The following is a 20,060-nucleotide window of genomic DNA, read 5'->3' on the forward strand; positions in this document are numbered from 1 at the left end:
CGGCCATCCTCTTCCTTGAGTTCATCTCATGTCGTCTCGCCGCCGCCGTCATGGCGGTTAGTTCGCAAGAACGACGGTCTTGAGCACGGTGTCGTCGAGCCAGACGTGGACAGCCTGGCCGCGCATTTTGGGGTCGATGTCCTCGGCGGTCTTGTAGAGGCCGTCGATCGCGATCAGTTCGGCTTCCAGCTTCCGGCAGAAGATGCGCGCGTTGGCATTGCCGGCCGAACCCGCCAGCGCCCGCCCCCGCAGCGCGCCGTAGACATGGATCGAGCCGCCGGCGATCACCTCGGCGCCCGAGGAAACGGAGCCGAGAACGGTGACGTCGCCCTCGGGAAAGATGATCGACTGGCCGGAGCGGACCGGCTCCTCGATCAGAAGCGATGGCGTCGCGGCGAGCTGCGTCGTGCGCACCGGCTCGGCGGCTGCCGTCGGCGCCGCATCGGCTTTCGCGTCGCCAGCCTTCGGCGCGCCCGAAGGCGTTTCGGGCACTTCGATATCGGCGGCGTTGCGGCCGCCCTTCATCTCCGGCGGCATGCCTGGCGCCAGGATCGAAGGCAGCGCGCCCTCGATGCCCATGACACGGACGTTGCGCTTGGTCAGCTCGCTCAGAAGGTCCGAGAGCTGCTCGCGGGTGATCGGCAGGCCGGCGACATCGAGGACGATGGGGCGACCGAGAAAGAAGCCTGTGGAGCGTCGGGCGAGATCGTCCAGCTGCCCCAGCCACTCGCCGAACGGAAGCTCGGGAGACAGCACCAGGGCAAGGAACGACCGGCCGCGCAGGCGAACCGCTTTGCGTGTGGGTAAGGCTTCGGTCATCTTCATTAACGTTTCGTTGCTGACCGATCTAACCCTGTCAGGCTTAACTGAGGGTTAATTGTTCGTTTCCCGGATGGAACCGATCGCGATCCGCCCAACGAAAACGGCCGCCTGAAAGGCGGCCGTTGGATTCGATCATACATCGTGGGATGCGCGATCAGATCGCTCCGCCCTCGACCATGAAGTTGTTCGCGGTGCACATGGCGGAATCGTCGGATGCCAGGAACAGAACCATCCGAGCGAGATAGACCGGCTCGATCGGCACCGGCAGGCACTGGCGCTGCAGCTGAGCGTCGAGGTCTTCCTTCGTGACCCAAAGCTCCTTCTGCCGCTCCGTCATCACCCAACCCGGAACGACGGTGTTCACGCGAATGCCGTGGACGCCGAGATCACGGGCAAAAGAGCGCGTCATGCCATGCACGGCGGACTTGGCTGTGGTATAGACCGGCATGCCGCCGCTCGCCTGCATCCAGGAGTTCGAACCGAAATTGACGATCGACCCACCCTTGGCTGCGATCATGTCCGGCGCCACCGTCTGGGTCGCGAAGAACATGTGCCGGAGATTGGCCGCGATCCGCTCGTCGTAATAGTCCGGCGTCACGTCCTGCCAGCCATGGCGGTCGTCGCGCGCCGCGTTGTTGACGAGCACGCCGGCCGCGCCGACCTTCCCCTTGAGGTTGGCGAACGCTGACTGGAGCGCATCGATGTCGCGCAGGTCGCAAGCCTCGAAGGCGACGTTCTGCCCGAGATCGTTCGCAAGCGCGCTCCCGCGCTCCGCGTCGATATCGACGAACCCGACTTTCGAGCCCTGTTCGGCGAAGGCGCGAACCATGTCGGCGCCGATGCCTGACGCTCCCCCGGTGATGAAAACGGTCCGGTCCTTCAGGCTCGGGTAGATCGCAAAACTCATGGTATCGCCTCCCATATGGCAGCATTCATCCAACCGCGGCTTTGCCCGCCGCGGCGAACGGAATCAAGCCATTCGTCAGACAATTGCGCCGTCAGGCGAACACGCCGCTGTTCCGGTTCAGCTGCCAGACCGACCAGTTCAATGCGGCCGCCACGAAAACCCAGGCGAGGTAGGGAAGGAAGAGAAGCCCGGCGACAACGTCGATTTGGGAGAACACGGCGGCCGTCCAGCCGACGAGAACCGCAAGAGCCAGGATATCCGCAAAGGCCGCAGCCGGGCGTCGCAATCCGAAGAACAAAGCCGACCACAGGAAATTCAGCACCATCTGCGAGACGAACAGGATGGCTGCGCCCGACCAGAATCCGTCGGCGCGCCATACCAGCCAACCGCTGATCGCGATCAGGACATAGAGAACCGACCAGACGATCGGAAACGCCTTGTTCGGCGGCGTCCACGTCGGCTTGCGCAGACCGCGATACCAAGAGCCCGGCTTAAAGATGACGCCACTGGTCGCAACCAGGAGGGAGAAGCCGAGAAAGCCCAGAAGGGCGAGGCCGTCGGTCAGTGTCACGGCATATGTTCCATGCGGGAGATCCGCCCGTCAGCATAGACCGACATCCCGGGCCGATCCATGCGGCGCTTGGGGCTCGATGCGTCTTTCCATTTCCCGCCGGCAGGGCTAACCGACGATCATACGTCTCCGATCGAAGGCCCTTCCCGCTTGCCCAAACTCGCCTTCATCGCCACCGAGGACTGGTTCTTCGCGTCCCATTTCCTGCCCATGGCGCGTGCTGGCGTGGAGATGGGACTGGATGTGGTGGTGATCTGCCGGGTGCGCGAACATCACCAGATCATCGCCGCGACGGGCGCGCGCGTCATCGCGCTGGAGGCCGAGCGGAGAAGCCTGAACCCTTTTTCGGCCCTTGCGACCACCTTCCGCCTCGCTAGACTAATGCGACGCGAATCGCCCGCGATCGTGCATTGCATCGCCTTGAAGCCGATCCTCCTCGGCGGCGCTGCGGCGCGGCTGGTCGGCTGCCGGCAGCGCGTCTACGCGTTGACCGGCCTCGGCTTTCTGGGAGCCCGGACGGACGTGATCGGCCGCGCAGCCCGCGCTTTCGTTCGGGGGCTGATCCGAGGTTGGCTGGAATCGAAGGGAACGCGCTACCTCTTCGAGAACGAGGACGATCCTCGGCTCCTCGGCCTCGATCCGAACCAGCCGAACGTTACCATCGTCGGAGGCGCGGGGATCGATCCGATCGCACTGCCGGAATACCCGATGCCCGGTGGTCCGACGGTTCGGATAGCGGTCATCGCACGCATGCTCTGGTCGAAGGGGATCGACACGGCGGTCGAGGCGACGCGGTTGGCCCGCGCCCGAGGTGCGAATGTCGAACTTTCGCTGTTCGGCGCGCCCGATCCCTCCAACCCGAAGGCCGTACCTGTCGAGACGCTGCGAGCATGGTCGAGGGAGCCCGGCATCTCCTGGTATGGCCCAACGAGTTCCGTGGGTGATGTCTGGGAAACGCATCACCTCGCCTGTCTTCCCTCGCGCGGGGGCGAAGGGCTTCCGCGAACGCTTCTGGAATCCGCGTCCTGCGGTCGCCCCACGTTGACGACGGATGTGCCGGGCTGCCGCAGCTTCGTGCGCGAAGGGCTCGACGGCTACGTCGTCCCCCCGGACGATCCCGCAGCCTTGGCAGACGCGATCCTCCGCATCGCGACGGATCGTGATTTACTGGCGCGAATGGGTCGATCGGCGGCGCGGCGCGTGCGCGACGGCTACACGGAAGCCGACGTGATGGGGAGCGTCCAGACCCTGTATCGATCCCTTCTGACGTAAGGGTCCCATCACGCGGCGCCAGAAAGCCGCACCAAACGTGATGCGCTGCAGCGAACGGGCGCTTGATTTGCCCGCGCGAACAGGTAGCCCTCTCGCCCATGACATTTGCATGATCGTGGACCTCTCCGCTTCGAGCCGGAGATGCCCGATCGACGCCGCGATCCGAAGGAACGAGATGAGCCAGCCGATCCCCTTCATCGACCTCGCCACGCAACGCGACCTCATCCGTAGCCGTGTCGAAAAGCGCCTCTCCCGGATCATGGACGAGGGATCGTTCATCATGGGTCCTGATGTCGCCGAACTGGAATCGGGGCTCTCGGCCTTCTCCGGGATGAAGCATACGATCTCCTGCGGTTCGGGAACGGATGCGCTGACCATGCCGCTGATGGCCTGGGCCATCGGGCCGGGCGATGCGGTCTTCGTGCCGAGCTTCACCTTCGCCGCGACGGCCGAGGTGGTCGGTCTCGTGGGAGCCTCGCCCGTGTTCGTGGACGTGCACGCCCACACGTTCAACCTCGACCCCCGGAGCCTGCGTCTTGCGATCGAAGAAACGATCGCGAACGGCGCCATCAAGCCGCGTGCGATCATCGCCGTCGATCTGTTCGGGCAGATTGCGGACTATCCGGCCATTCGCGCGCTTGCGGACGAGTTCGACCTCAAGCTGATCTCCGATGCCGCGCAAGGGTTCGGCTCCACCCTGGACGGGCATATGGCGGGCCGGTGGGCGGACGTGGTGTCGACGAGCTTCTATCCGGCCAAGCCACTCGGCTGCTACGGCGACGGCGGCGCATTGCAGGTGCACGATGACGAGCTTGCCGCGATCCTGCGCTCGATTCGTATCCACGGGAGCGGAAGCGACAAGTACGAAAACGTCCGGCTGGGGCTGACCGCCCGCCTCGACACGTTCCAGGCAGCCGTCCTCGTGGAAAAGCTGGCGTTGTTCCCCGGAGAAATCGAAGCGCGCATGCGCATCGCCGCACGTTACTCGAAGGCGTTGTCGGACGTCGTGGCTCCGCAGGCGATCGCGACGGACGTCGTATCGACTTGGGCGCAATATACGATCCGTTTGCCGACGGGGCGACGGGACCATTTCATGTCCTACATGAAACAGCAGGGCGTACCGACCGTCATCTATTACGGAAAGCCGCTGCACCGACAGACCGCCTATAGCCGCTGGCCCGTCACGGGCGGCTCCCTTCCGGTATCCGATGCGCTGTGCGAGGACGTCGTCAGCCTCCCGATGCACGCCTATCTCGGCGAGGATGCGCAGGATCGCATCATCCGGGCGGCGCGCGAGGCGCTGGCGTAAACCGTTCGAAGCTTGGAATTGGAATAATTATCATTTGATCGCAGGGACTTGCGCCCGAAACGTCATCTGTTACTGAACTCCCGCATCGATCCTGCGAGAGTTTTCCATGAGTGCGGTCACGCCTGTCGACGTCTTGGCCATTCTCGGTCCCGTCAGCGCCATCGTGGTTCACGAGATGGTTCGAACCGAAGTTTCCATCGGCGAACTTCGGGGCGCGATCCGGCGACTGCGCCATGGCGAAATGGACGAGTTCGGTGTCTACGAAGGCCTGGACGCCCGGACGCGCCGGATCATCGACCTTCTGGATTCGACCGATCGCGATCCGCTGGTGTTTGGCGCTCGTCCATCCGGGGAACGCTGATCGCCATGACGCGTACGCTCCGCCCGTCCCGCACGCTCGACCCGTCGTTGGATATCCGTCAGGCCGTGTCCCAAGCCTTCGAGAGTGCGATGCGAGGCGGCGGAACGCCACCGATCATCGCGCTGGAACAGCTCGCCGAAGCCTTGGGAGCCGTGTATCGCGACGTCGCCCAGGCCCATGTCGGCGAGTTCGCTTGCCCCTGCGGCTGGACCCCGCATGTCGAGACCGATCTGCGGGCGATGTGCGAGGCGCTTCGCAGGGTGCCGGAGGCCCATATGCGATGCAGCGACAGCCTGCGCGCCATGAAGACGGTCGGCCGTGCCTGAACGGCATTGAAAGGCCGTCGGCACGCGTCGCATGGTATCGCCTTCTCCCAGGCGGCTCCGACGCAGCAAGCCCTTCCTTGTGCGCCCGGCTGCAGCACCTTACCGTCTTCCAAACGATTCCGGTGCCCGAGATCCTGATGCCCAGATACAATTCCGTCATCGATGCCATCGGCAACACGCCGCTGATCCGTCTGCACAAGGCGTCGGAACTGACGGGCTGCGAGATCTACGGCAAGGCGGAGTTCTTGAACCCGGGCCAGTCGGTCAAGGACCGGGCCGGACTGTTCATGATCCGTGATGCGGAGGCCAAAGGTCTCCTGGCGCCCGGCGGAACGATCGTGGAAGGGACGGCCGGCAACACCGGGATCGGCCTTGCGCTCGTCGCCGATGCCCTCGGCTACAAGACGGTGATCGTGATCCCCGAAACGCAGGCGCAGGAAAAGAAGGACGCGCTCCGCCTGATGGGGGCCAGCCTCATCGAAGTGCCGGCCGTCCCCTACAAGAATCCCAACAACTACGTGAAGCTTTCCGGACGCCTCGCCGATCAGCTCGCGCGCACGGAGCCGGGCGGCGCGATCTGGGCCAACCAGTTCGACAACACGGCCAATCGCGACGGGCACGTCGTCACCACGGCCGAGGAGATCTGGCAGCAGACCGATGGTCAGGTCGACGCGTTCATCTGCGCCGTGGGCACGGGCGGCACGCTCGCCGGCACCGCGATGGGGCTGAAGCGACGCTCCAGCCACATCAAGATCGGCATCGCCGATCCCCTTGGTGCCGCGCTTTACAGCTACTACACGACCGGCGAGTTCGCCTCCGAGGGGTCGTCCATCACGGAAGGGATCGGGCAAGGGCGGATCACCGGCAATCTGGAAGGGTTCACACCCGATTTCGCCTATCAGATCCCCGACGAGGAGGCGCTGCCCATCATTTTCGATCTGATCGGCGACGAAGGCCTCTGCCTCGGCGGCTCGTCCGGCATCAACATCGCCGGTGCCATCCGCATGGCGCGCGAGCTCGGGCCCGGCCACACGATCGTGACGATCCTTTGCGACTACGGCAACCGGTATCAAACCAAGCTCTTCAACCCCGCTTTCCTGCGCGAGAAGAACCTGCCAGTCCCCAACTGGATGGAAAAGCGCGTCGAGTTCGACATTCCCTTCGAGACGGTCTGAGCGCCGATGCCGACCGAAGCCGCCTATCTGGAAGACGCCTATCTCTCGACGCTGGAAGCGCGCGTCGTCGCGCTCAACGGCGAGCGTGGGCTCGTCGTCGATCGCTCCAACTTCTATCCCGCAGGCGGTGGCCAGCCGGGCGACGTCGGCTTCGTCGAGAGAGCGGATGGAAGCCGGATCGAGATCCTCGACACGCGCTACAACGAGGACCGTTCGGCGATCGTGCTTCACGCCTCGGACGGAGTTCTGCCGGAGATCGGGGAAACGATCGTCCTGCATGTGAATTGGCCCCGCCGTTACCGGCTGATGCGAATGCACACCGCGCTCCATCTCCTGACCGTCGCCTGCCCCTATCCGGTGACCGGTGCTGCCGTCGGCGAGGACGAAGGGCGTATCGACTTCGACATGCCGGAGGTCGAAACCACGAAGGAAGCGGTCACGGAAGCGCTCGCCGAACTCGTACTGCAGAACCATTCGGTGTTCACCCGCTGGATCACGGACGCGGAACTCGACGCCAATCCGTCGCTCGTGAAATCCGCCAATGTCCGACCACCAAGGGGCTCCGGGCGCGTGCGGGTGGTCGCGATCGGCCGCGATGGCGCGGTGGATTCGCAGCCATGCGGCGGCACGCATGTCGGCGAAACGCAGGAAGTCGGCGAAGTCTTCGTGTCCAAGATCGAGAAGAAGGGGCGCACGAACCGTCGCTTCCGCCTTCGCTTCGCGGACGCGGCGTCCTAACTCACCGACAAACGAGCCGACCCCGGGAAGAGGTGGTCGCTCGACAGGAGAACGGCCCGATGAGCGCCAACCCGTTTCTGATCTCGGCCGAAGATCTCGAGACCCATCTCGGCCGGCCCGGCCTCTCCGTCGTCGACGCCTCCTGGTATCTGCCGGCGCAGAAGCGTTTCGGCCACGCGGAGTTTCTGGCCGGTCATATCCCTGGGGCCGTCTTCTTCGACCAGGACGAGATCGCCGACCACGCGACCGGCCTGCCCCATACATTGCCCACACAGGCCCAGTTCGCCGAGGCAGCCGGCAGGCTCGGTATCTCGCATACCGATACGATCGTCGTCTACGATGGGATGGGCCTTTTCTCGGCACCTAGGGTCTGGTGGATGTTTCGGACCTTCGGAGCCAAGGACGTTCGGATCCTGGATGGCGGATACCCGGCTTGGGTCGCCGGAAGGGGGCCAATCGAGACCGGAGAAGCGTCGCCAGCCCCAGCGCACTTTGAAGCGGTGCTGGATCGGAGTGCGGTGGTTAACCTTTCGGACATGCGCGCGATCGTCAGCGGCAGTTCGCGGCAGATTGCCGACGCTCGACCATTGGAACGGTTTACGGCGGAAGCGCCCGAACCGCGCGCCGGCGTGCGCGGCGGCCATATGCCGGGGACCCGCTCCCTGCCCGCTTCCTCGCTCTCGCACGAAGGGCGGCTGCGGCCGGCCGAAGAGCTGACGGCTCTGTTCGAGCAAGCCGGTCTCGATGTGGATGCACCGATCGTCACATCCTGCGGATCGGGCGTCACGGCGGCCACGATCAATTTCGCGCTGGCCTCGCTCCACAAAGCCGACGTGAAGCTTTATGACGGCTCCTGGACCGAATGGGGTTCGCAGTCCGATACACCTGTCGAAAGCGGACCCGCCAAGCCGAAGGCGTGACCTCAACTCCATGCGCATCCTGACGACCACCGTCACCCAGCTCGTGATGCATCAAGCTCCCGAGCCGCCTGTGCCTGCCCCGCGAAACGGGCGGGTCTACGATGTGCTGCGCGTTCGGCAGATCCCGCTTTCCTACTATCGCTATCTTTATACCGCCGTCGGCCAGGGCCATCACTGGACCTCGCGCATTCTCGGCGACGATGCGCTGGCGCGCGAGATCCATGCGCCGAACGTGCGCATGCGCATCCTCTACTGCGACGGAGCGCCTGCTGGCTGGTTCGAGCTGGACGCAGGGCGAGCTCCGCGCGAAACTCGCCTCGTGCATTTCGGGATCATGCCCGACTTCCGGGGCCAGAAGCTTTCGCGCTTTCTTCTGTCGCAGGCGATCATCGCAGGGTTCGAGGAGATGCCGAGCGCGCTGACCGTTGAAACCAACACGCTGGACCACCCGGCCGCCCTGCCGCTTTATCGCAAGCTCGGCTTCCGCCCGGTTTCGACCCGCGAAGTGGCGACCCCCGCCTATGACGACTGAACCCAACGCCGTTCCCGACGTGAAACGAGTGCAGCCCGGGCGTCGGCGAAGAATTGTGCTGCGCGTGGCGGCCGTTCTGATCGGCATCCTCCTCATTGTGGGAGCCTTCGTCTGGGTTTTCGGCCCGCGCGAGCCGGCACGGTTGAGCAGCGACGTCTCGGAGACCACCATCGGTACCGATCCGGTCGCCTATCTCCAGCGGACCGAGGAGGCGGTTGCGAACCTTCGTCCGGGCACCGAAAAGGAGATCGTCTGGGCCTATCCCGCATCCCGAGCGAAGACGCCGCTGGCGATCGTCTACATCCATGGTTTCACGGCGTCGAAGGGGGAAACGCGGCCGCTGGCGGACGAAGTGGCGCAGAAGCTCGGCGCCAACCTCTTCTTCACGCGCCTTGCGGGGCATGGAGGTGACGGCGCAGCCATGGCGGACGCTACCGTTGGCGACTGGATCGACGATTACGCCGAGGCGCTGGCCGTTGGCCGGCTAATCGGTGAGCGTGTCGTCGTGATCGGCACGTCCACGGGCGCGACGCTCGCGACGGTCGGCGCCAGCCGGGCGGAACTGTCCAGGGATTTGGCGGCGCTGGTCGAGATCTCGCCCAACTTCGGCGTCGCCGACTGGCGCTCGTTCCTGCTGACGCTTCCGTTCGCGCGGGAGACCGTTCCCTATCTCGGCCCGGAAACGTTCTCCTCGGACCGTGCCGACATGACGGTCGACGAGACCTGGACGAGGAGCTATCCGACGCTCGCGCTTCTGCCGATGGCCCGGCTGGTCGAGATCGCCGCCCATCTCGACGTCTCGCAGCTTCGCCTTCCCGCACTGTTCGTCTACTCGCGCGGCGACCGGGTGGTGAACCCGGCGAAGACGGAGGCCATCTCCGCCCGGTGGGGCGGCGCGCACGACACGATCATCGTGGACGACAGCACCGACCCGTCGCAGCATCTGATCGCGGGGGATGCGGTGTCCCCGAACACGACCGATCGATTGGCGGAAGAGATCGCCGAATGGATTCGGCGATCGGTGCCGAACTAGATCAAGAGATCCGAAATGATCTGGTTGTCAGTGATGTCCTGATAGCGGATTCCCTCTTTGGCGAAGCGCGCGAAGAGGGTCTCGAAGTTGGCCGCGTTGCGCGTTTCGATACCGAGAAGGATCGAGCCGAAATCGCGCGCGGACTTCTTCAGGTACTCGAAGCGGGACACGTCGTCTTCCGGTCCGAGCAGCGCGAGGAAGTCGCGCAGCGCGCCGGGGCGCTGGGCCAGCCGAAGGATGAAGTACTTCTTCAGCCCCTCGAACCGAAGCGCCCGCTCCTTCACGTCGGGCAAACGCTCGAAGTCGAAATTGCCGCCAGACACGACGAGAACGACCGTCTTGCCGCGGATTTCGGGACCCAGCGTGCGCAACGCGTCGATCGCGAGCGCGCCGGCTGGCTCCAGAACGATGCCCTCGACGTTGAGCATTTCGATCATCGTCTGGCAGATACGCCCTTCCGGCGAAAGAAGGACGTGCTCCGGCGTGAAGCGGCTGAGGATCTCGAAGGGTAGCGCTCCGATCTCGGCCACCGCCGCGCCATCGACGAACCCGTCGATCTGCTCCAGCTTGGTCCGCTTGCCTTCGATCAGGCTGGTGCGAAGGCTGGGGGCGCCGAGCGGCTCGACGAGGCGGATATCGGGGGATTGTCCGCCTTCGAAAACCAGCGTCAGGCCGGACGCAAGGCCGCCGCCCCCGACGGGCAGGACGAGAAGGTCGGGATGCTCGCCGTGCAGCTGCCGCTCGATTTCCAAGCCGACGCTCGCTTGGCCCTCGACGATGTCCGCATGGTCGAAGGGCGGCACCATGGCGGCGCCCGTCGTCTCGCTGTAGCGGCGCGCGGCCGCGTAGCAGTCGTCGAAGAAGTCGCCGACGAGCTCGATCTCGACCGCTTCGCCGCCGAAGATCCGTGTCTTGTCGATCTTCTGCTGCGGCGTCGTCACCGGCATGAAGATGCGCCCTTTCAGTCCGAAGTGCCGGCATGCGAAGGCGAACCCCTGCGCATGATTGCCGGCCGAGGCGCAGGTGAACTCCCCCGCCTGCTCGCCTCGCTCGATGCGCTTGCGCATGAAGTTGAAGGCGCCTCGGATCTTGTAGGAGCGGACCGGCGTCAGGTCCTCGCGCTTCAGGAAGATGCGAGCGCCGTAGCGCTTCGACAGATGCTCGTTGAGCTGCAACGGCGTTTCGGGAAACAGCTCGCGCAGTGCTTGGTCGGCAACTTCGACGCCGAGGCGAAAATCGGGATGGGACATGAGGTGATCTCTGATGGCATGCCGTTCGCGGATGCCGGAAGGGAGCAGGCTTGCAGCCTGGCGGGCGCATTGCGGTTCGGGATCACCGTCGATCCCGGCCGCGGCCGGTCGCGCTCGGGTCTGATGTCTTGCGGAAAAGCGTCAGACTCGAAGGGCGCCGGCGCCGATAATCGAAATGGAGGCTCCGCAGATCGTGACAGTCATGGACATCGCGCGCTCCCCACTTCCCGAGTGATCACGGCCTGCTCATGCGCGATCGAGACGAAGTTGTAAAGATAGGCTTCCCGCGGCTTTCCCGCTGGATCAGTCCACGATAAACGCTGACGAGGCGGTGCGTTTCCGAGAGCCGCCGCAGCGGGCGTGGCGAAATGGTATACGCGACGGACTTAAAATCCGTTGTCCCTCGTGACGTGCGGGTTCGAGTCCCGCCGCCCGCACCATCCGCGGATCGTGCGCGCTGGAGATCGAACCGAGATGGTTCGCACGCTCGAACAAACTGGTATTTTAGACAATTCAGAGTTGCGTTCGCGCACAACTTGTTATGCACATCCCAACGAACCAGGTCTTAATGGCATGTGCATCGTCGTCCGCGCACCGTATATGACAGGCGTTTCATTTGTGTCCCCACACGCCCTATGCTTTTCTATGCGGGCAAGATCGTATTCGGAGGCGGTTCGGGGAGGTTCGGTCATGACCGACATCAAGAGGATTTCACTACAGACCGGTGCCCCGATCGATCCCTGGAAAGAATTCCAGGACGAGAACACCGTGGATTTCCTGGCTCATCTCCGAAGCGACAATCAGGCTCTGAGGCAGTTGCGCGACGCGCTAGCCCATGACGCGGAAACGACGATCTCGTCCGTGGATCTCAGAGAGATCGCGCAGTAATCTTCCAAGACACCAAGATGGCCCGATCGCGGCGAATGCCGCGATCGGATCGGTTACATCAGGCGGAAAGCTTGCCTGCGATCTCAGCGATGTGACGGCCCTGGAACTTCGCACCGTCCAGCTCGATCTGGCTCGGCTGACGCGAGCCGTCGCCGCCCGCCATCGTCGTTGCCCCATAGGGGGAGCCGCCGACGATCTGGTCCATGGCCATCTGCCCCTGGAACGAATACGGCAGGCCGACGATCACCAGGCCGTGGTGCAGCAAGGTCTTGTGGACGGAGAAGATGGTCGCCTCGTTGCCGCCATGCTGGGTAGCGGAGGACGTGAACACGCCACCGACCTTTCCGATCAACTTGCCCTGTGCCCAGAGGCCGCCGGTGCGATCCCAGAACGAAGCCATCTGCGAGGACATATTGCCGTAGCGCGTGGGCGTGCCGACGATGATCGCGTCGTAAGCCGCCAACTCGTCCGGCTGCGCTTCGGGGAAGTCGTGGTCGGCCTTGAACCCGGCTGCCTTGACCACTTCCGGCGGTGCGGTCTCGGGAACGCGCCGGATATCCACCTCGGCTCCGCCCTCGCGCGCTCCTTCGGCGACGGCCTTGGCCATCTGCTCGATGTGGCCATAGCTGGAATAATAGAGAACCAGAACTTTCGTCATAAAGCCTCGCGTTGCGTCATTGGCCCTTCCCGGCCGCAGTGCGCAGAGTTAGAGCGGGAAACGGTAGGGAAAACGAGAGCACCGACGAAGACGGTCCGTCTACGCGAGATCGCGCTCGCTACGCTCTTCCGACTCCCTCCGCTTCCAGCGTAAATGGAGAGACATGGAGGAGATATCGAACGTGCCCGAACCGCGTATTCATACAGCCGCCATGCTCGCGATCGGTGACGAGCTCCTGTCCGGTCGGACGAAGGACCGCAACATCGCTCATCTCGCGCAGGTCCTGACCCTGTCGGGTATCGATCTTCGTGAAGTTCGCATCGTGGGCGACGAAACGGACGACATCGTCGCCGCCTTGAACGCTTTGCGCACGAGATACGATTTCGTCTTCACGTCCGGGGGCATCGGCCCGACGCACGACGACATCACGGCCGATGCCGTGGGCCTCGCCTTCGGGCTGGAGGTTACTGTCCATCCGGAAGCCGAACGTCGCCTCGGAGACTACTATGCCAGCCGCGACCTCCCCTTCACGGACGCGCGGCGGCGCATGACCCGCATGCCGGCTGGCTCGAGCCTCATCGACAACTCGATCTCGGTCGCGCCCGGCTTTCGGATCGACAACGTCTTCGTCATGGCGGGCGTGCCGTCCATCTTCTCCGCTATGTTGGATGAGGTGGTTCCCACGCTTCCGGCCGGTGCATTGATGAAAAGCGTTGCCATCCCCTGCCCCTTGGGCGAAGGGGATATCGGCGGCCCCTTGAGCGAGATCCAGAAGCGGCATCCCGAGACGGCGATCGGCTCCTACCCGAAGTTCGATGGAAACCGCTATTCGACCGAACTCGTGGTTCGCTCGCGCAACGAGGCGGCGCTGGAGTCCGCAAGAGCGGAGGTGGTCGCCATGATCGACCGGCTTGCGCAGGCGAACGCCTCGAAGGGTTGACCTCTTCCGCCTTGCCGCCTGCCGAGCGACACGATATCGCAGGCGTCCCCGATGAGGAGTTGCCGCGATGTCGAGCCCAGAGAAGTCCTTCCCCGTGTCCTGGGAGCAGTTCCACCGCGATGCGCGCGCGCTCGCTTGGCGGCTGGCGGGGCAAAGGTCGGACTGGAAGGCCATCGTCTGCATCACGCGCGGAGGGCTCGTGCCGGCGGCCATCATCGCGCGCGAACTCGGCACGCGGCTGATCGAGACGGTCTGCATCGCCTCGTATCACGACTACGATACGCAGGGGGAACTCCAGGTCCTCAAGGACATTGCCCCCGCCCTTCGCGAAGACGATGGCGACGGCATTCTGATCGTCGACGACCTTACCGATACCGGCAAGACGGCCGCGCTCGTGCGCGCCATGCTGCCCAAGGCGCATTTCGCCACCGTCTACGCCAAGCCGAAGGGGCGCCCGTTGGTGGATACGTTCATCACCGAGGTCAGCCAGGACACCTGGATCTTTTTCCCGTGGGATCTCGGCCTGACGTTCCAGGCGCCGATCTCGAAAGGTTCCGCCGGCTAAGACGGTTATCCCCAGCATTCACATTCGTCCCAGGGTGATTTGGCCTCCTCGCCTTAGGTTGGATGCGGAGAGCGCCCTGTCGTGCGATCGTCATCTCAGCCGCGTGCGCTGTCTCCCCTGTGGATAACTCCATCGGGCGGGAACCGGATGTCGGCGGCGAATTTTCTCCATCCGAACCTCGACGACGTTTTCTCAAAATTCACCGATATCGCCGAGTTTGGTTATCCACCGCTTCGCTACCCCTTGGTGGTCGCAATTCCTGACACACCATATATAGTGGTAACGACAATCTAAGAATCATCGACCGCGAGCGACTTCCCACTTCGGTGTTCAAACCGTCGGCAGGAAACGTGTGCTCGGGCTCGGTCCCAAGGCACGGGGTATGACGATGGGCATGAAGATCGAGCGCCGATACACGCAGTCCGGCGGGGGCGCTTATGCGAGCGTCGAGTTCCGCAAGGCCACGAGCGAAATCCGCAACCCGGATGGGTCGGTCGTTTTCCGTCTTGCGGATATCGACGTCCCCGCGCAGTTCAGCCAGGTGGCTTCCGACATCCTGGCGCAGAAGTATTTCCGCAAGGCCGGTGTCCCGAAGGCGCTTCGCAAGGTCGAGGAGAACGACGTTCCCTCCTGGCTGTGGCGCTCCGTCGCGGACGAAGAGGCGCTCGCCGCCTTGCCCGAGGGTGAGCGTTACGGCTCGGAAATGGACGCGCGTCAGGTGTTCGACCGCCTCGCGGGTACTTGGACCTATTGGGGCTGGAAGGGTGGCTACTTCGCCTCCGAAGACGATGCGCGCGCGTTCCACGACGAGCTCGCCTTCATGCTCGCCACCCAGAAGGTCGCGCCGAACTCGCCGCAATGGTTCAATACCGGCCTTCACTGGGCATACGGCATCGACGGACCGGGCCAGGGCCACTTCTACGTGGACTACCGCACGGGCGAACTGACGCGCTCGGCCTCGTCCTACGAACATCCTCAGCCGCACGCCTGTTTCATCCAGTCCGTGGCCGACGACCTCGTCAACGAAGGCGGCATCATGGACCTTTGGGTTCGTGAAGCCCGTCTTTTCAAGTACGGCTCGGGCACCGGCTCGAACTTCTCCCAGCTTCGCGGCGAAGGCGAGAAGCTGGCCGGCGGGGGCAAGTCCTCTGGCCTCATGAGCTTCCTGAAGATCGGCGACCGTGCGGCTGGCGCCATCAAGTCGGGCGGCACCACGCGGCGCGCGGCCAAGATGGTCGTGGTCGATATCGACCATCCCGATATCGAGAACTACGTGATGTGGAAGGTGCGCGAGGAGGAAAAGGTCGCCGCCCTCGTCACCGGCTCCAAGACCGTTTCCAAGCACCTCAAGGCGATCCTGTCGGCCTGCGTGAACTGCGAGGGTGGCACAGGCGAAGAATGCTTCGACCCGAACGTGAACCCTGCCCTTAAGCGGGCCGTGAAGGATGCCAAGCGCGCCCAGGTTCCCGAGAACTACGTCAAGCGCGTCATCCAGTTCGCGCGTCAGGGCTACACGGACATCGACTTCCCCGTCTACAACACGGACTGGGACTCCGAAGCCTATCTGACGGTGGCCGGACAGAACTCCAACAATTCGGTTCGCGTTTCCGACGCCTTCCTGCAGGCCGTCGAGCAGGACAAGACGCACGACCTGATCGCCCGCACCAGCGGCAAGGTCACCAAGACGCTCAAGGCGCGCGAACTCTGGGACCAGATCGGGTATGCCGCCTGGGCGTCCGCCGACCCGGGCATTCAGTTCCACACGACGATCAACGACTGGCACACCTGCAAGGAAGCCGGTGAGATCCGCGCGTCCAACCCGTGCTCGGAATACATGTTCCTGGACGACACGGCGTGCAACCTCGCCTCGATGAACCTCCTGCAGTTCCGCGAAGCGAACGGCCGGTTCGACGTCGATGCCTATGAGCACGCCACCCGCCTCTGGACCATCGTCCTCGAGATTTCGGTCCTGATGGCGCAGTTCCCGTCCAAGGAGATCGCGCAGCGCTCGTTCGACTACCGCACGTTGGGCCTCGGCTTCGCCAATGTCGGCGGCCTCCTGATGACCGCGGGCATCCCCTACTCTTCGGCCGAGGGCCGCGCGATCTGCGGCGCCCTCTCGGCCATCATGACGGGCGTGTCCTACGCGACCTCCGCCGAGATGGCGCGTGAGCTCGGACCCTTCCCGGACTACGAGCGTAACGCCGCTTCGATGCTGCGCGTCATCCGCAACCATGCGCGGGCCGCGCAAGGGTTGGCCAACGGCTACGAGGGCTTGGCCGTCGAGCCGGTTCCCCTCGACCATTCCTCGCTCAAGGACAAGCGGCTTTCGGCTCGCGCCAAGGCGGCTTGGGCAAATGCGCAGGAGCTCGGCGAGAAGCACGGTTATCGCAACGCACAGGTGTCCGTGATCGCGCCGACCGGGACGATCGGCCTCGTGATGGACTGCGACACGACTGGCGTCGAGCCGGACTTCGCGCTGGTGAAGTTCAAGAAGCTCGCTGGCGGCGGCTACTTCAAGATCATCAACCGCGCGGTTCCCGAGGCTTTGCGCACGCTCGGCTACTCCGAGGCGCAGATCGCGGAAATGGAGGCCTATGCCGTCGGCCACGGCAATCTGAACCAGGCGCCGGCGATCAACCCCGGCTCGCTCCGCGCGAAGGGCTTCGGCGACGGTGAGATCGCGGCTGTGAACGAAGCGCTGAAAAGCGCCTTCGACATCAAGTTCGCCTTCAACAAGTGGACACTCGGCGAAGATTTCTGCCGCGATGCACTCGGCATCTCCGACGAGCAGCTGAACGACTTCTCCTTCGAGCTTCTTCCGTTCCTCGGCTTTTCCCGCAAGGACATCGAGGCGGCCAACGTCCATGTCTGCGGTGCGATGACCCTGGAGGGCGCGCCCTTCCTCAAGAACGAGCATCTCGCCGTCTTCGACTGCGCCACCCCATGTGGCCGCATCGGCAAGCGATCGCTTTCGGTGGAGTCGCACATCCGCATGATGGCGGCTGCGCAGCCCTTCATCTCCGGCGCGATCTCCAAGACGATCAACATGCCGAACGACGCGACGGTCGAGGATTGCAACAGCGCCTACATGCTGTCGTGGAAGCTCGCCCTCAAGGCGAACGCGCTCTACCGCGACGGTTCGAAGCTCTCCCAGCCCTTGAACGCGTCGCTGATTGCGGATGAAGACGACGAGGACGATATCGTCGAGGAGACCGCGGCGTTGATCGCCGCCGCCCCCGCCACCGTCCAGGCTGCCGAAGTCGCGGAGCGCATCGTCGAGCGTATCGTCGAGCGGGTGACGCGCGAGCGCGAGAAGCTGCCGAACCGCCGCAAGGGCTACACCCAGAAGGCGATCGTCGGCGGTCACAAGGTGTATCTGCGCACCGGCGAGTTCGACGACGGGCGTCTGGGCGAGATCTTCATCGACATGCACAAGGAAGGCGCCGCCTTCCGTGCGATGATGAACAACTTCGCGATCGCCATCTCCCTCGGCCTCCAGTTCGGCGTGCCCTTGGACGAGTATGTCGAAGCCTTCACCTTCACCCGCTTCGAGCCGGCGGGCATGGTGCAGGGCAACGAGGCGATCAAGAACGCCACGTCGATCCTCGACTACGTGTTCCGCGAACTCGCCGTGTCCTACCTCGGCCGCCATGACCTTGCCCACGTTCAGCCGGAGGACTTCGGTGCTTCGACGATCGGTCGCGGCGTGGAAGGCGACAAGCCGGCTCCGCTGCCGATCTCCTCGGGGATGGTGCGCGGCCAGACGGCAAAGTTCCGTCTCGTGTCGTCCGGCGAGCCGCAGGGTTCGGCTGGAACGCCGACGCCGAAAGCTGTGACCCCGACCCCGCCGGCAGCCCCCCGCGCCGTTGCCGTGACAGCCTCGGCGGGACGAGGAGCGGTCGCTCTTGCGGGCGGACAGGCAACGGCCTTCAAGCGGAACTACGAAAGCGCACCGGTCGCAGAACCGGCCCCGACGGCCGATGTGTCCCCGGCGCAGGGCCTCTTCGACAGCCCGCTCGCCTTCGCCGCATCGGACCGTGACATCGCCCGCGTCGAGCCGCAGGCCAAGGCGACAAGCGCCGAGCGCCGGGCCCAAGCCTTGATGAAAGGGTATACGGGCGACTCGTGCTCAGAATGCTCCAACTTCACCATGGTACGCAACGGAACCTGCCTGAAGTGCGACACATGCGGCAGCACGTCGGGCTGTTCCTGATACGGAAGCGGCGGATGTGTCACGGCGCCCAAAGGATGTACTCGGGCGCCCATAGTTCGCACTCGATGCCGTCATTCGACTGCCTCACCTAATCGGGGCAGTTGGCCTGACGCGTCACCGAATCTCGCTCGGCGTCGCAAAGGTTCGCTCGATCCCGCGGGAAGTTCGCTCAGTTCTTCGATGATTGGGTGAGGAGAAAACCAGAGACCACTGAACGTTGGCCCGGGCAGTCCTCACCTGCCCGGGCCTTTGGTCCTGCATGCGTCCTCCGTCGGCGCGTCGCTTCGATCGCGATGGAGCGATGCGGCGGCGAACTTTGCTGGAGCTTCGGCTGCGATGCTTCTGGAGAGGATGGCGCCAGTAGAATTCCCAGGCCCTTTTCGTGAATATCTCGGAGTCACACCTCTCGCATCATCCGTCGGACACAGGCCTTCAGCGGCTTGGGCACAGATCGCCGTACTTCATAGCCCGTTCGACGCACCCGTGCCTCTGTGCGATAATTCTGCAAGTGATTCTGTCTCCTCGACGAGGTGGAAACAGGAAGAACCGCGGATATACGATGACGGCAGGCCTCACAGACGCGATCGCACCTACACCTGCGGGGTTCTCCGACATGTATTCGGTTCGGTCGACCTCCTTGCGTCCGATCTATATGGACCACCAAGCAGCCACGCCGATGGACCAGCGCGTCGTCGAAGTCGTGGTCAAAGCGATGACGGAAACATTCGGAAACGCGAGTAACGCCACCCACGCATACGGCCAGGCGGCATCTCTCGTATTGGAAGACGCGAGAGAAGCAGTCGCCGCCCTTGTGGGTTCATCTGCTTCCAATGTTCGCTTCACGTCGGGATCGACGGAAGCCGCGGCGCTCGCGTTCCGTATCGCGTCCCTCAAAAAAGTGTCGGACGGTCCGCTACGCATTGTGACCTCTCGCGTCGAGCATAAGGCGGTACTCGAACCAATACAGGCGATGGTAGAGGCCGATAAGGCGACCGTAGCGTGGATAGACGTCGATGACGTCGCCCAGATCTCGCTGCCCTCGCTCGCGGGGGCGCTGACCAACGGCGCGGATCTTGTCTGTATGATGGCAGCAAACAACGAGGTCGGCACCATCTACCCGCTGGAGGTCATCGCCGAAATGGTTCACCGGGCGGGTGCGGAACTGCTGGTAGACGCTACCCAAGGCGCCGGGAGGATCGAGATTCGGAGCGACGACTGGACTATCGACTACCTGGTCCTTAATGCCCACAAGCTCTACGGGCCGAAGGGCATCGGCGCGCTCGTCGGAAATGATGTTCGCTCGACCATCGCCGACAAAGCGGCTGGTCATGCGGGAACCGCCAACGTACCGGCTGCCGCCGGATTTGGGGAGGCGTGCCGCATCGCGTCCCGTGAGGGTGCGGCGGACGAGCGTCGCATATCCGGATTACGCGACGAGATGCAAGCCATACTGTGTTGGCCTGCCCCTATCAGGTGGTCCGGTTCAAATCTAATGCATGGTAGGTTTGGCGACCACGGTTGAGGTGGCCGGCGAAGCGGGTTGGGGTGGCGCAGCCGGCCATAGCGCGGCGGCAGGT

General features: G+C 64.1%; 19 protein-coding genes and 1 tRNA gene. 15 read left to right on the forward strand and 5 right to left on the reverse strand.

Annotation, left to right across the window (positions count from 1 at the left end; genetic code table 11):
* Positions 1-57: 57 nt before the first annotated feature.
* The 3 genes from minC to H7A85_RS18235 all read right to left on the reverse strand — a co-directional run bounded on the left by minC (position 58) and on the right by H7A85_RS18235 (position 2,300).
* Positions 58-819, reverse strand: a complete 762-nt coding sequence (gene minC / locus H7A85_RS18225) for a septum site-determining protein MinC (protein ID WP_182421945.1) — start codon at positions 817-819, stop codon at positions 58-60.
* Between the two features lie 157 nt (positions 820-976).
* Positions 977-1,729: an SDR family oxidoreductase gene (locus tag H7A85_RS18230; protein ID WP_182421946.1), complete on the reverse strand. Its 753-nt coding sequence runs from the start codon at positions 1,727-1,729 to the stop codon at positions 977-979.
* Positions 1,730-1,820: 91 nt separating this feature from the next.
* Positions 1,821-2,300: a TspO/MBR family protein gene (locus H7A85_RS18235; RefSeq protein WP_182421947.1), complete on the reverse strand. Its 480-nt coding sequence runs from the start codon at positions 2,298-2,300 to the stop codon at positions 1,821-1,823.
* Positions 2,301-2,450: 150 nt separating this feature from the next.
* On the opposite strand from H7A85_RS18235, the gene H7A85_RS18240 reads away from it, so the two are divergent.
* The 9 genes from H7A85_RS18240 to H7A85_RS18280 all read left to right on the forward strand — a co-directional run bounded on the left by H7A85_RS18240 (position 2,451) and on the right by H7A85_RS18280 (position 9,966).
* Entirely contained in the window at positions 2,451-3,572 is a 1,122-nt protein-coding gene (locus tag H7A85_RS18240) for a glycosyltransferase family 4 protein (protein ID WP_244631271.1), read from the forward strand.
* A gap of 175 nt (positions 3,573-3,747) precedes the next feature.
* On the forward strand, positions 3,748-4,881 hold the full coding sequence (locus H7A85_RS18245) for a DegT/DnrJ/EryC1/StrS aminotransferase family protein (RefSeq protein ID WP_182421949.1): 1,134 nt from the start codon (positions 3,748-3,750) through the stop codon (positions 4,879-4,881).
* Positions 4,882-4,987: 106 nt separating this feature from the next.
* Positions 4,988-5,242, forward strand: a complete 255-nt coding sequence (locus H7A85_RS18250) for a hypothetical protein (protein WP_182421950.1) — start codon at positions 4,988-4,990, stop codon at positions 5,240-5,242.
* A 5-nt stretch (positions 5,243-5,247) separates the two neighbouring features.
* Entirely contained in the window at positions 5,248-5,568 is a 321-nt protein-coding gene (locus H7A85_RS18255; protein WP_182421951.1) for a hypothetical protein, read from the forward strand.
* Positions 5,569-5,705: 137 nt separating this feature from the next.
* Positions 5,706-6,743, forward strand: coding sequence for a cysteine synthase A (locus H7A85_RS18260; RefSeq protein ID WP_182421952.1), 1,038 nt, complete (start codon positions 5,706-5,708; stop codon positions 6,741-6,743).
* A gap of 6 nt (positions 6,744-6,749) precedes the next feature.
* Positions 6,750-7,481 (forward strand): alanyl-tRNA editing protein, encoded by a 732-nt coding sequence (locus tag H7A85_RS18265; protein WP_182421953.1) that lies wholly within the window; start codon positions 6,750-6,752, stop codon positions 7,479-7,481.
* A gap of 59 nt (positions 7,482-7,540) precedes the next feature.
* Positions 7,541-8,401, forward strand: coding sequence for a 3-mercaptopyruvate sulfurtransferase (sseA, locus tag H7A85_RS18270; protein ID WP_182421954.1), 861 nt, complete (start codon positions 7,541-7,543; stop codon positions 8,399-8,401).
* Between the two features lie 10 nt (positions 8,402-8,411).
* On the forward strand, positions 8,412-8,933 hold the full coding sequence (locus H7A85_RS18275; RefSeq protein WP_182421955.1) for a GNAT family N-acetyltransferase: 522 nt from the start codon (positions 8,412-8,414) through the stop codon (positions 8,931-8,933).
* Between the two features lie 64 nt (positions 8,934-8,997).
* Positions 8,998-9,966 (forward strand): alpha/beta fold hydrolase, encoded by a 969-nt coding sequence (locus H7A85_RS18280; RefSeq protein ID WP_244631272.1) that lies wholly within the window; start codon positions 8,998-9,000, stop codon positions 9,964-9,966.
* Here the strand turns inward: H7A85_RS18280 and ilvA are convergent.
* Positions 9,963-11,216 (reverse strand): threonine ammonia-lyase IlvA, encoded by a 1,254-nt coding sequence (gene ilvA, locus H7A85_RS18285; RefSeq protein WP_182421957.1) that lies wholly within the window; start codon positions 11,214-11,216, stop codon positions 9,963-9,965. The two genes, H7A85_RS18280 and ilvA, sit on opposite strands and share 4 nt — an antisense overlap.
* A gap of 354 nt (positions 11,217-11,570) precedes the next feature.
* Between ilvA and H7A85_RS18290 the strand changes: the two genes are divergently transcribed.
* Together H7A85_RS18290 and H7A85_RS18295 are read left to right on the forward strand one after the other, a co-directional pair.
* Positions 11,571-11,656 (forward strand) — tRNA-Leu (locus tag H7A85_RS18290).
* Between the two features lie 250 nt (positions 11,657-11,906).
* Positions 11,907-12,104 (forward strand): hypothetical protein, encoded by a 198-nt coding sequence (locus H7A85_RS18295; RefSeq protein WP_182421958.1) that lies wholly within the window; start codon positions 11,907-11,909, stop codon positions 12,102-12,104.
* 58 nt (positions 12,105-12,162) lie between these two features.
* On the opposite strand, the gene wrbA is transcribed toward H7A85_RS18295, so the two are convergent.
* The gene (wrbA, locus tag H7A85_RS18300) at positions 12,163-12,762 is read right to left on the reverse strand and encodes an NAD(P)H:quinone oxidoreductase (RefSeq protein ID WP_182421959.1); all 600 of its coding nucleotides are present in this window, start codon (positions 12,760-12,762) and stop codon (positions 12,163-12,165) included.
* A gap of 163 nt (positions 12,763-12,925) precedes the next feature.
* On the opposite strand from wrbA, the gene H7A85_RS18305 reads away from it, so the two are divergent.
* The 4 genes from H7A85_RS18305 (at position 12,926) to H7A85_RS18320 (ending at position 20,005) form a co-directional block, all read left to right on the forward strand.
* Positions 12,926-13,702: a competence/damage-inducible protein A gene (locus H7A85_RS18305; protein ID WP_244631273.1), complete on the forward strand. Its 777-nt coding sequence runs from the start codon at positions 12,926-12,928 to the stop codon at positions 13,700-13,702.
* 67 nt (positions 13,703-13,769) lie between these two features.
* Entirely contained in the window at positions 13,770-14,267 is a 498-nt protein-coding gene (gene gpt / locus H7A85_RS18310; protein WP_182421960.1) for a xanthine phosphoribosyltransferase, read from the forward strand.
* 394 nt (positions 14,268-14,661) lie between these two features.
* On the forward strand, positions 14,662-18,483 hold the full coding sequence (locus H7A85_RS18315) for a vitamin B12-dependent ribonucleotide reductase (protein WP_182421968.1): 3,822 nt from the start codon (positions 14,662-14,664) through the stop codon (positions 18,481-18,483).
* A gap of 559 nt (positions 18,484-19,042) precedes the next feature.
* A complete protein-coding gene (locus H7A85_RS18320; RefSeq protein ID WP_182421961.1) occupies positions 19,043-20,005 on the forward strand; it encodes an aminotransferase class V-fold PLP-dependent enzyme in 963 nt (320 codons plus the stop codon).
* Positions 20,006-20,060: the final 55 nt, after the last annotated feature.

The organism is Aureimonas sp. ME7 (assembly GCF_903970965.1).
Lineage (GTDB): Bacteria > Pseudomonadota > Alphaproteobacteria > Rhizobiales > Rhizobiaceae > Aureimonas.

Bases quoted from the DNA above. Each gene is read 5' to 3' on its own strand.
- H7A85_RS18320 (WP_182421961.1), top strand. From the start codon at position 19,043: ATGACGGCAGGCCTCACAGACGCGATCGCACCTACACCTGCGGGGTTC.
- H7A85_RS18260 (WP_182421952.1), top strand. From the start codon at position 5,706: ATGCCCAGATACAATTCCGTCATCGATGCCATCGGCAACACGCCGCTG.
- H7A85_RS18315 (WP_182421968.1), top strand. From the start codon at position 14,662: ATGAAGATCGAGCGCCGATACACGCAGTCCGGCGGGGGCGCTTATGCG.
- H7A85_RS18275 (WP_182421955.1), top strand. From the start codon at position 8,412: ATGCGCATCCTGACGACCACCGTCACCCAGCTCGTGATGCATCAAGCT.
- minC (WP_182421945.1), bottom strand. From the start codon at position 819: ATGACCGAAGCCTTACCCACACGCAAAGCGGTTCGCCTGCGCGGCCGG.
- ilvA (WP_182421957.1), bottom strand. From the start codon at position 11,216: ATGTCCCATCCCGATTTTCGCCTCGGCGTCGAAGTTGCCGACCAAGCA.
- H7A85_RS18255 (WP_182421951.1), top strand. From the start codon at position 5,248: ATGACGCGTACGCTCCGCCCGTCCCGCACGCTCGACCCGTCGTTGGAT.
- gpt (WP_182421960.1), top strand. From the start codon at position 13,770: ATGTCGAGCCCAGAGAAGTCCTTCCCCGTGTCCTGGGAGCAGTTCCAC.
- H7A85_RS18250 (WP_182421950.1), top strand. From the start codon at position 4,988: ATGAGTGCGGTCACGCCTGTCGACGTCTTGGCCATTCTCGGTCCCGTC.
- sseA (WP_182421954.1), top strand. From the start codon at position 7,541: ATGAGCGCCAACCCGTTTCTGATCTCGGCCGAAGATCTCGAGACCCAT.
- wrbA (WP_182421959.1), bottom strand. From the start codon at position 12,762: ATGACGAAAGTTCTGGTTCTCTATTATTCCAGCTATGGCCACATCGAG.
- H7A85_RS18245 (WP_182421949.1), top strand. From the start codon at position 3,748: ATGAGCCAGCCGATCCCCTTCATCGACCTCGCCACGCAACGCGACCTC.
- H7A85_RS18295 (WP_182421958.1), top strand. From the start codon at position 11,907: ATGACCGACATCAAGAGGATTTCACTACAGACCGGTGCCCCGATCGAT.
- H7A85_RS18305 (WP_244631273.1), top strand. From the start codon at position 12,926: ATGGAGGAGATATCGAACGTGCCCGAACCGCGTATTCATACAGCCGCC.
- H7A85_RS18230 (WP_182421946.1), bottom strand. From the start codon at position 1,729: ATGAGTTTTGCGATCTACCCGAGCCTGAAGGACCGGACCGTTTTCATC.
- H7A85_RS18265 (WP_182421953.1), top strand. From the start codon at position 6,750: ATGCCGACCGAAGCCGCCTATCTGGAAGACGCCTATCTCTCGACGCTG.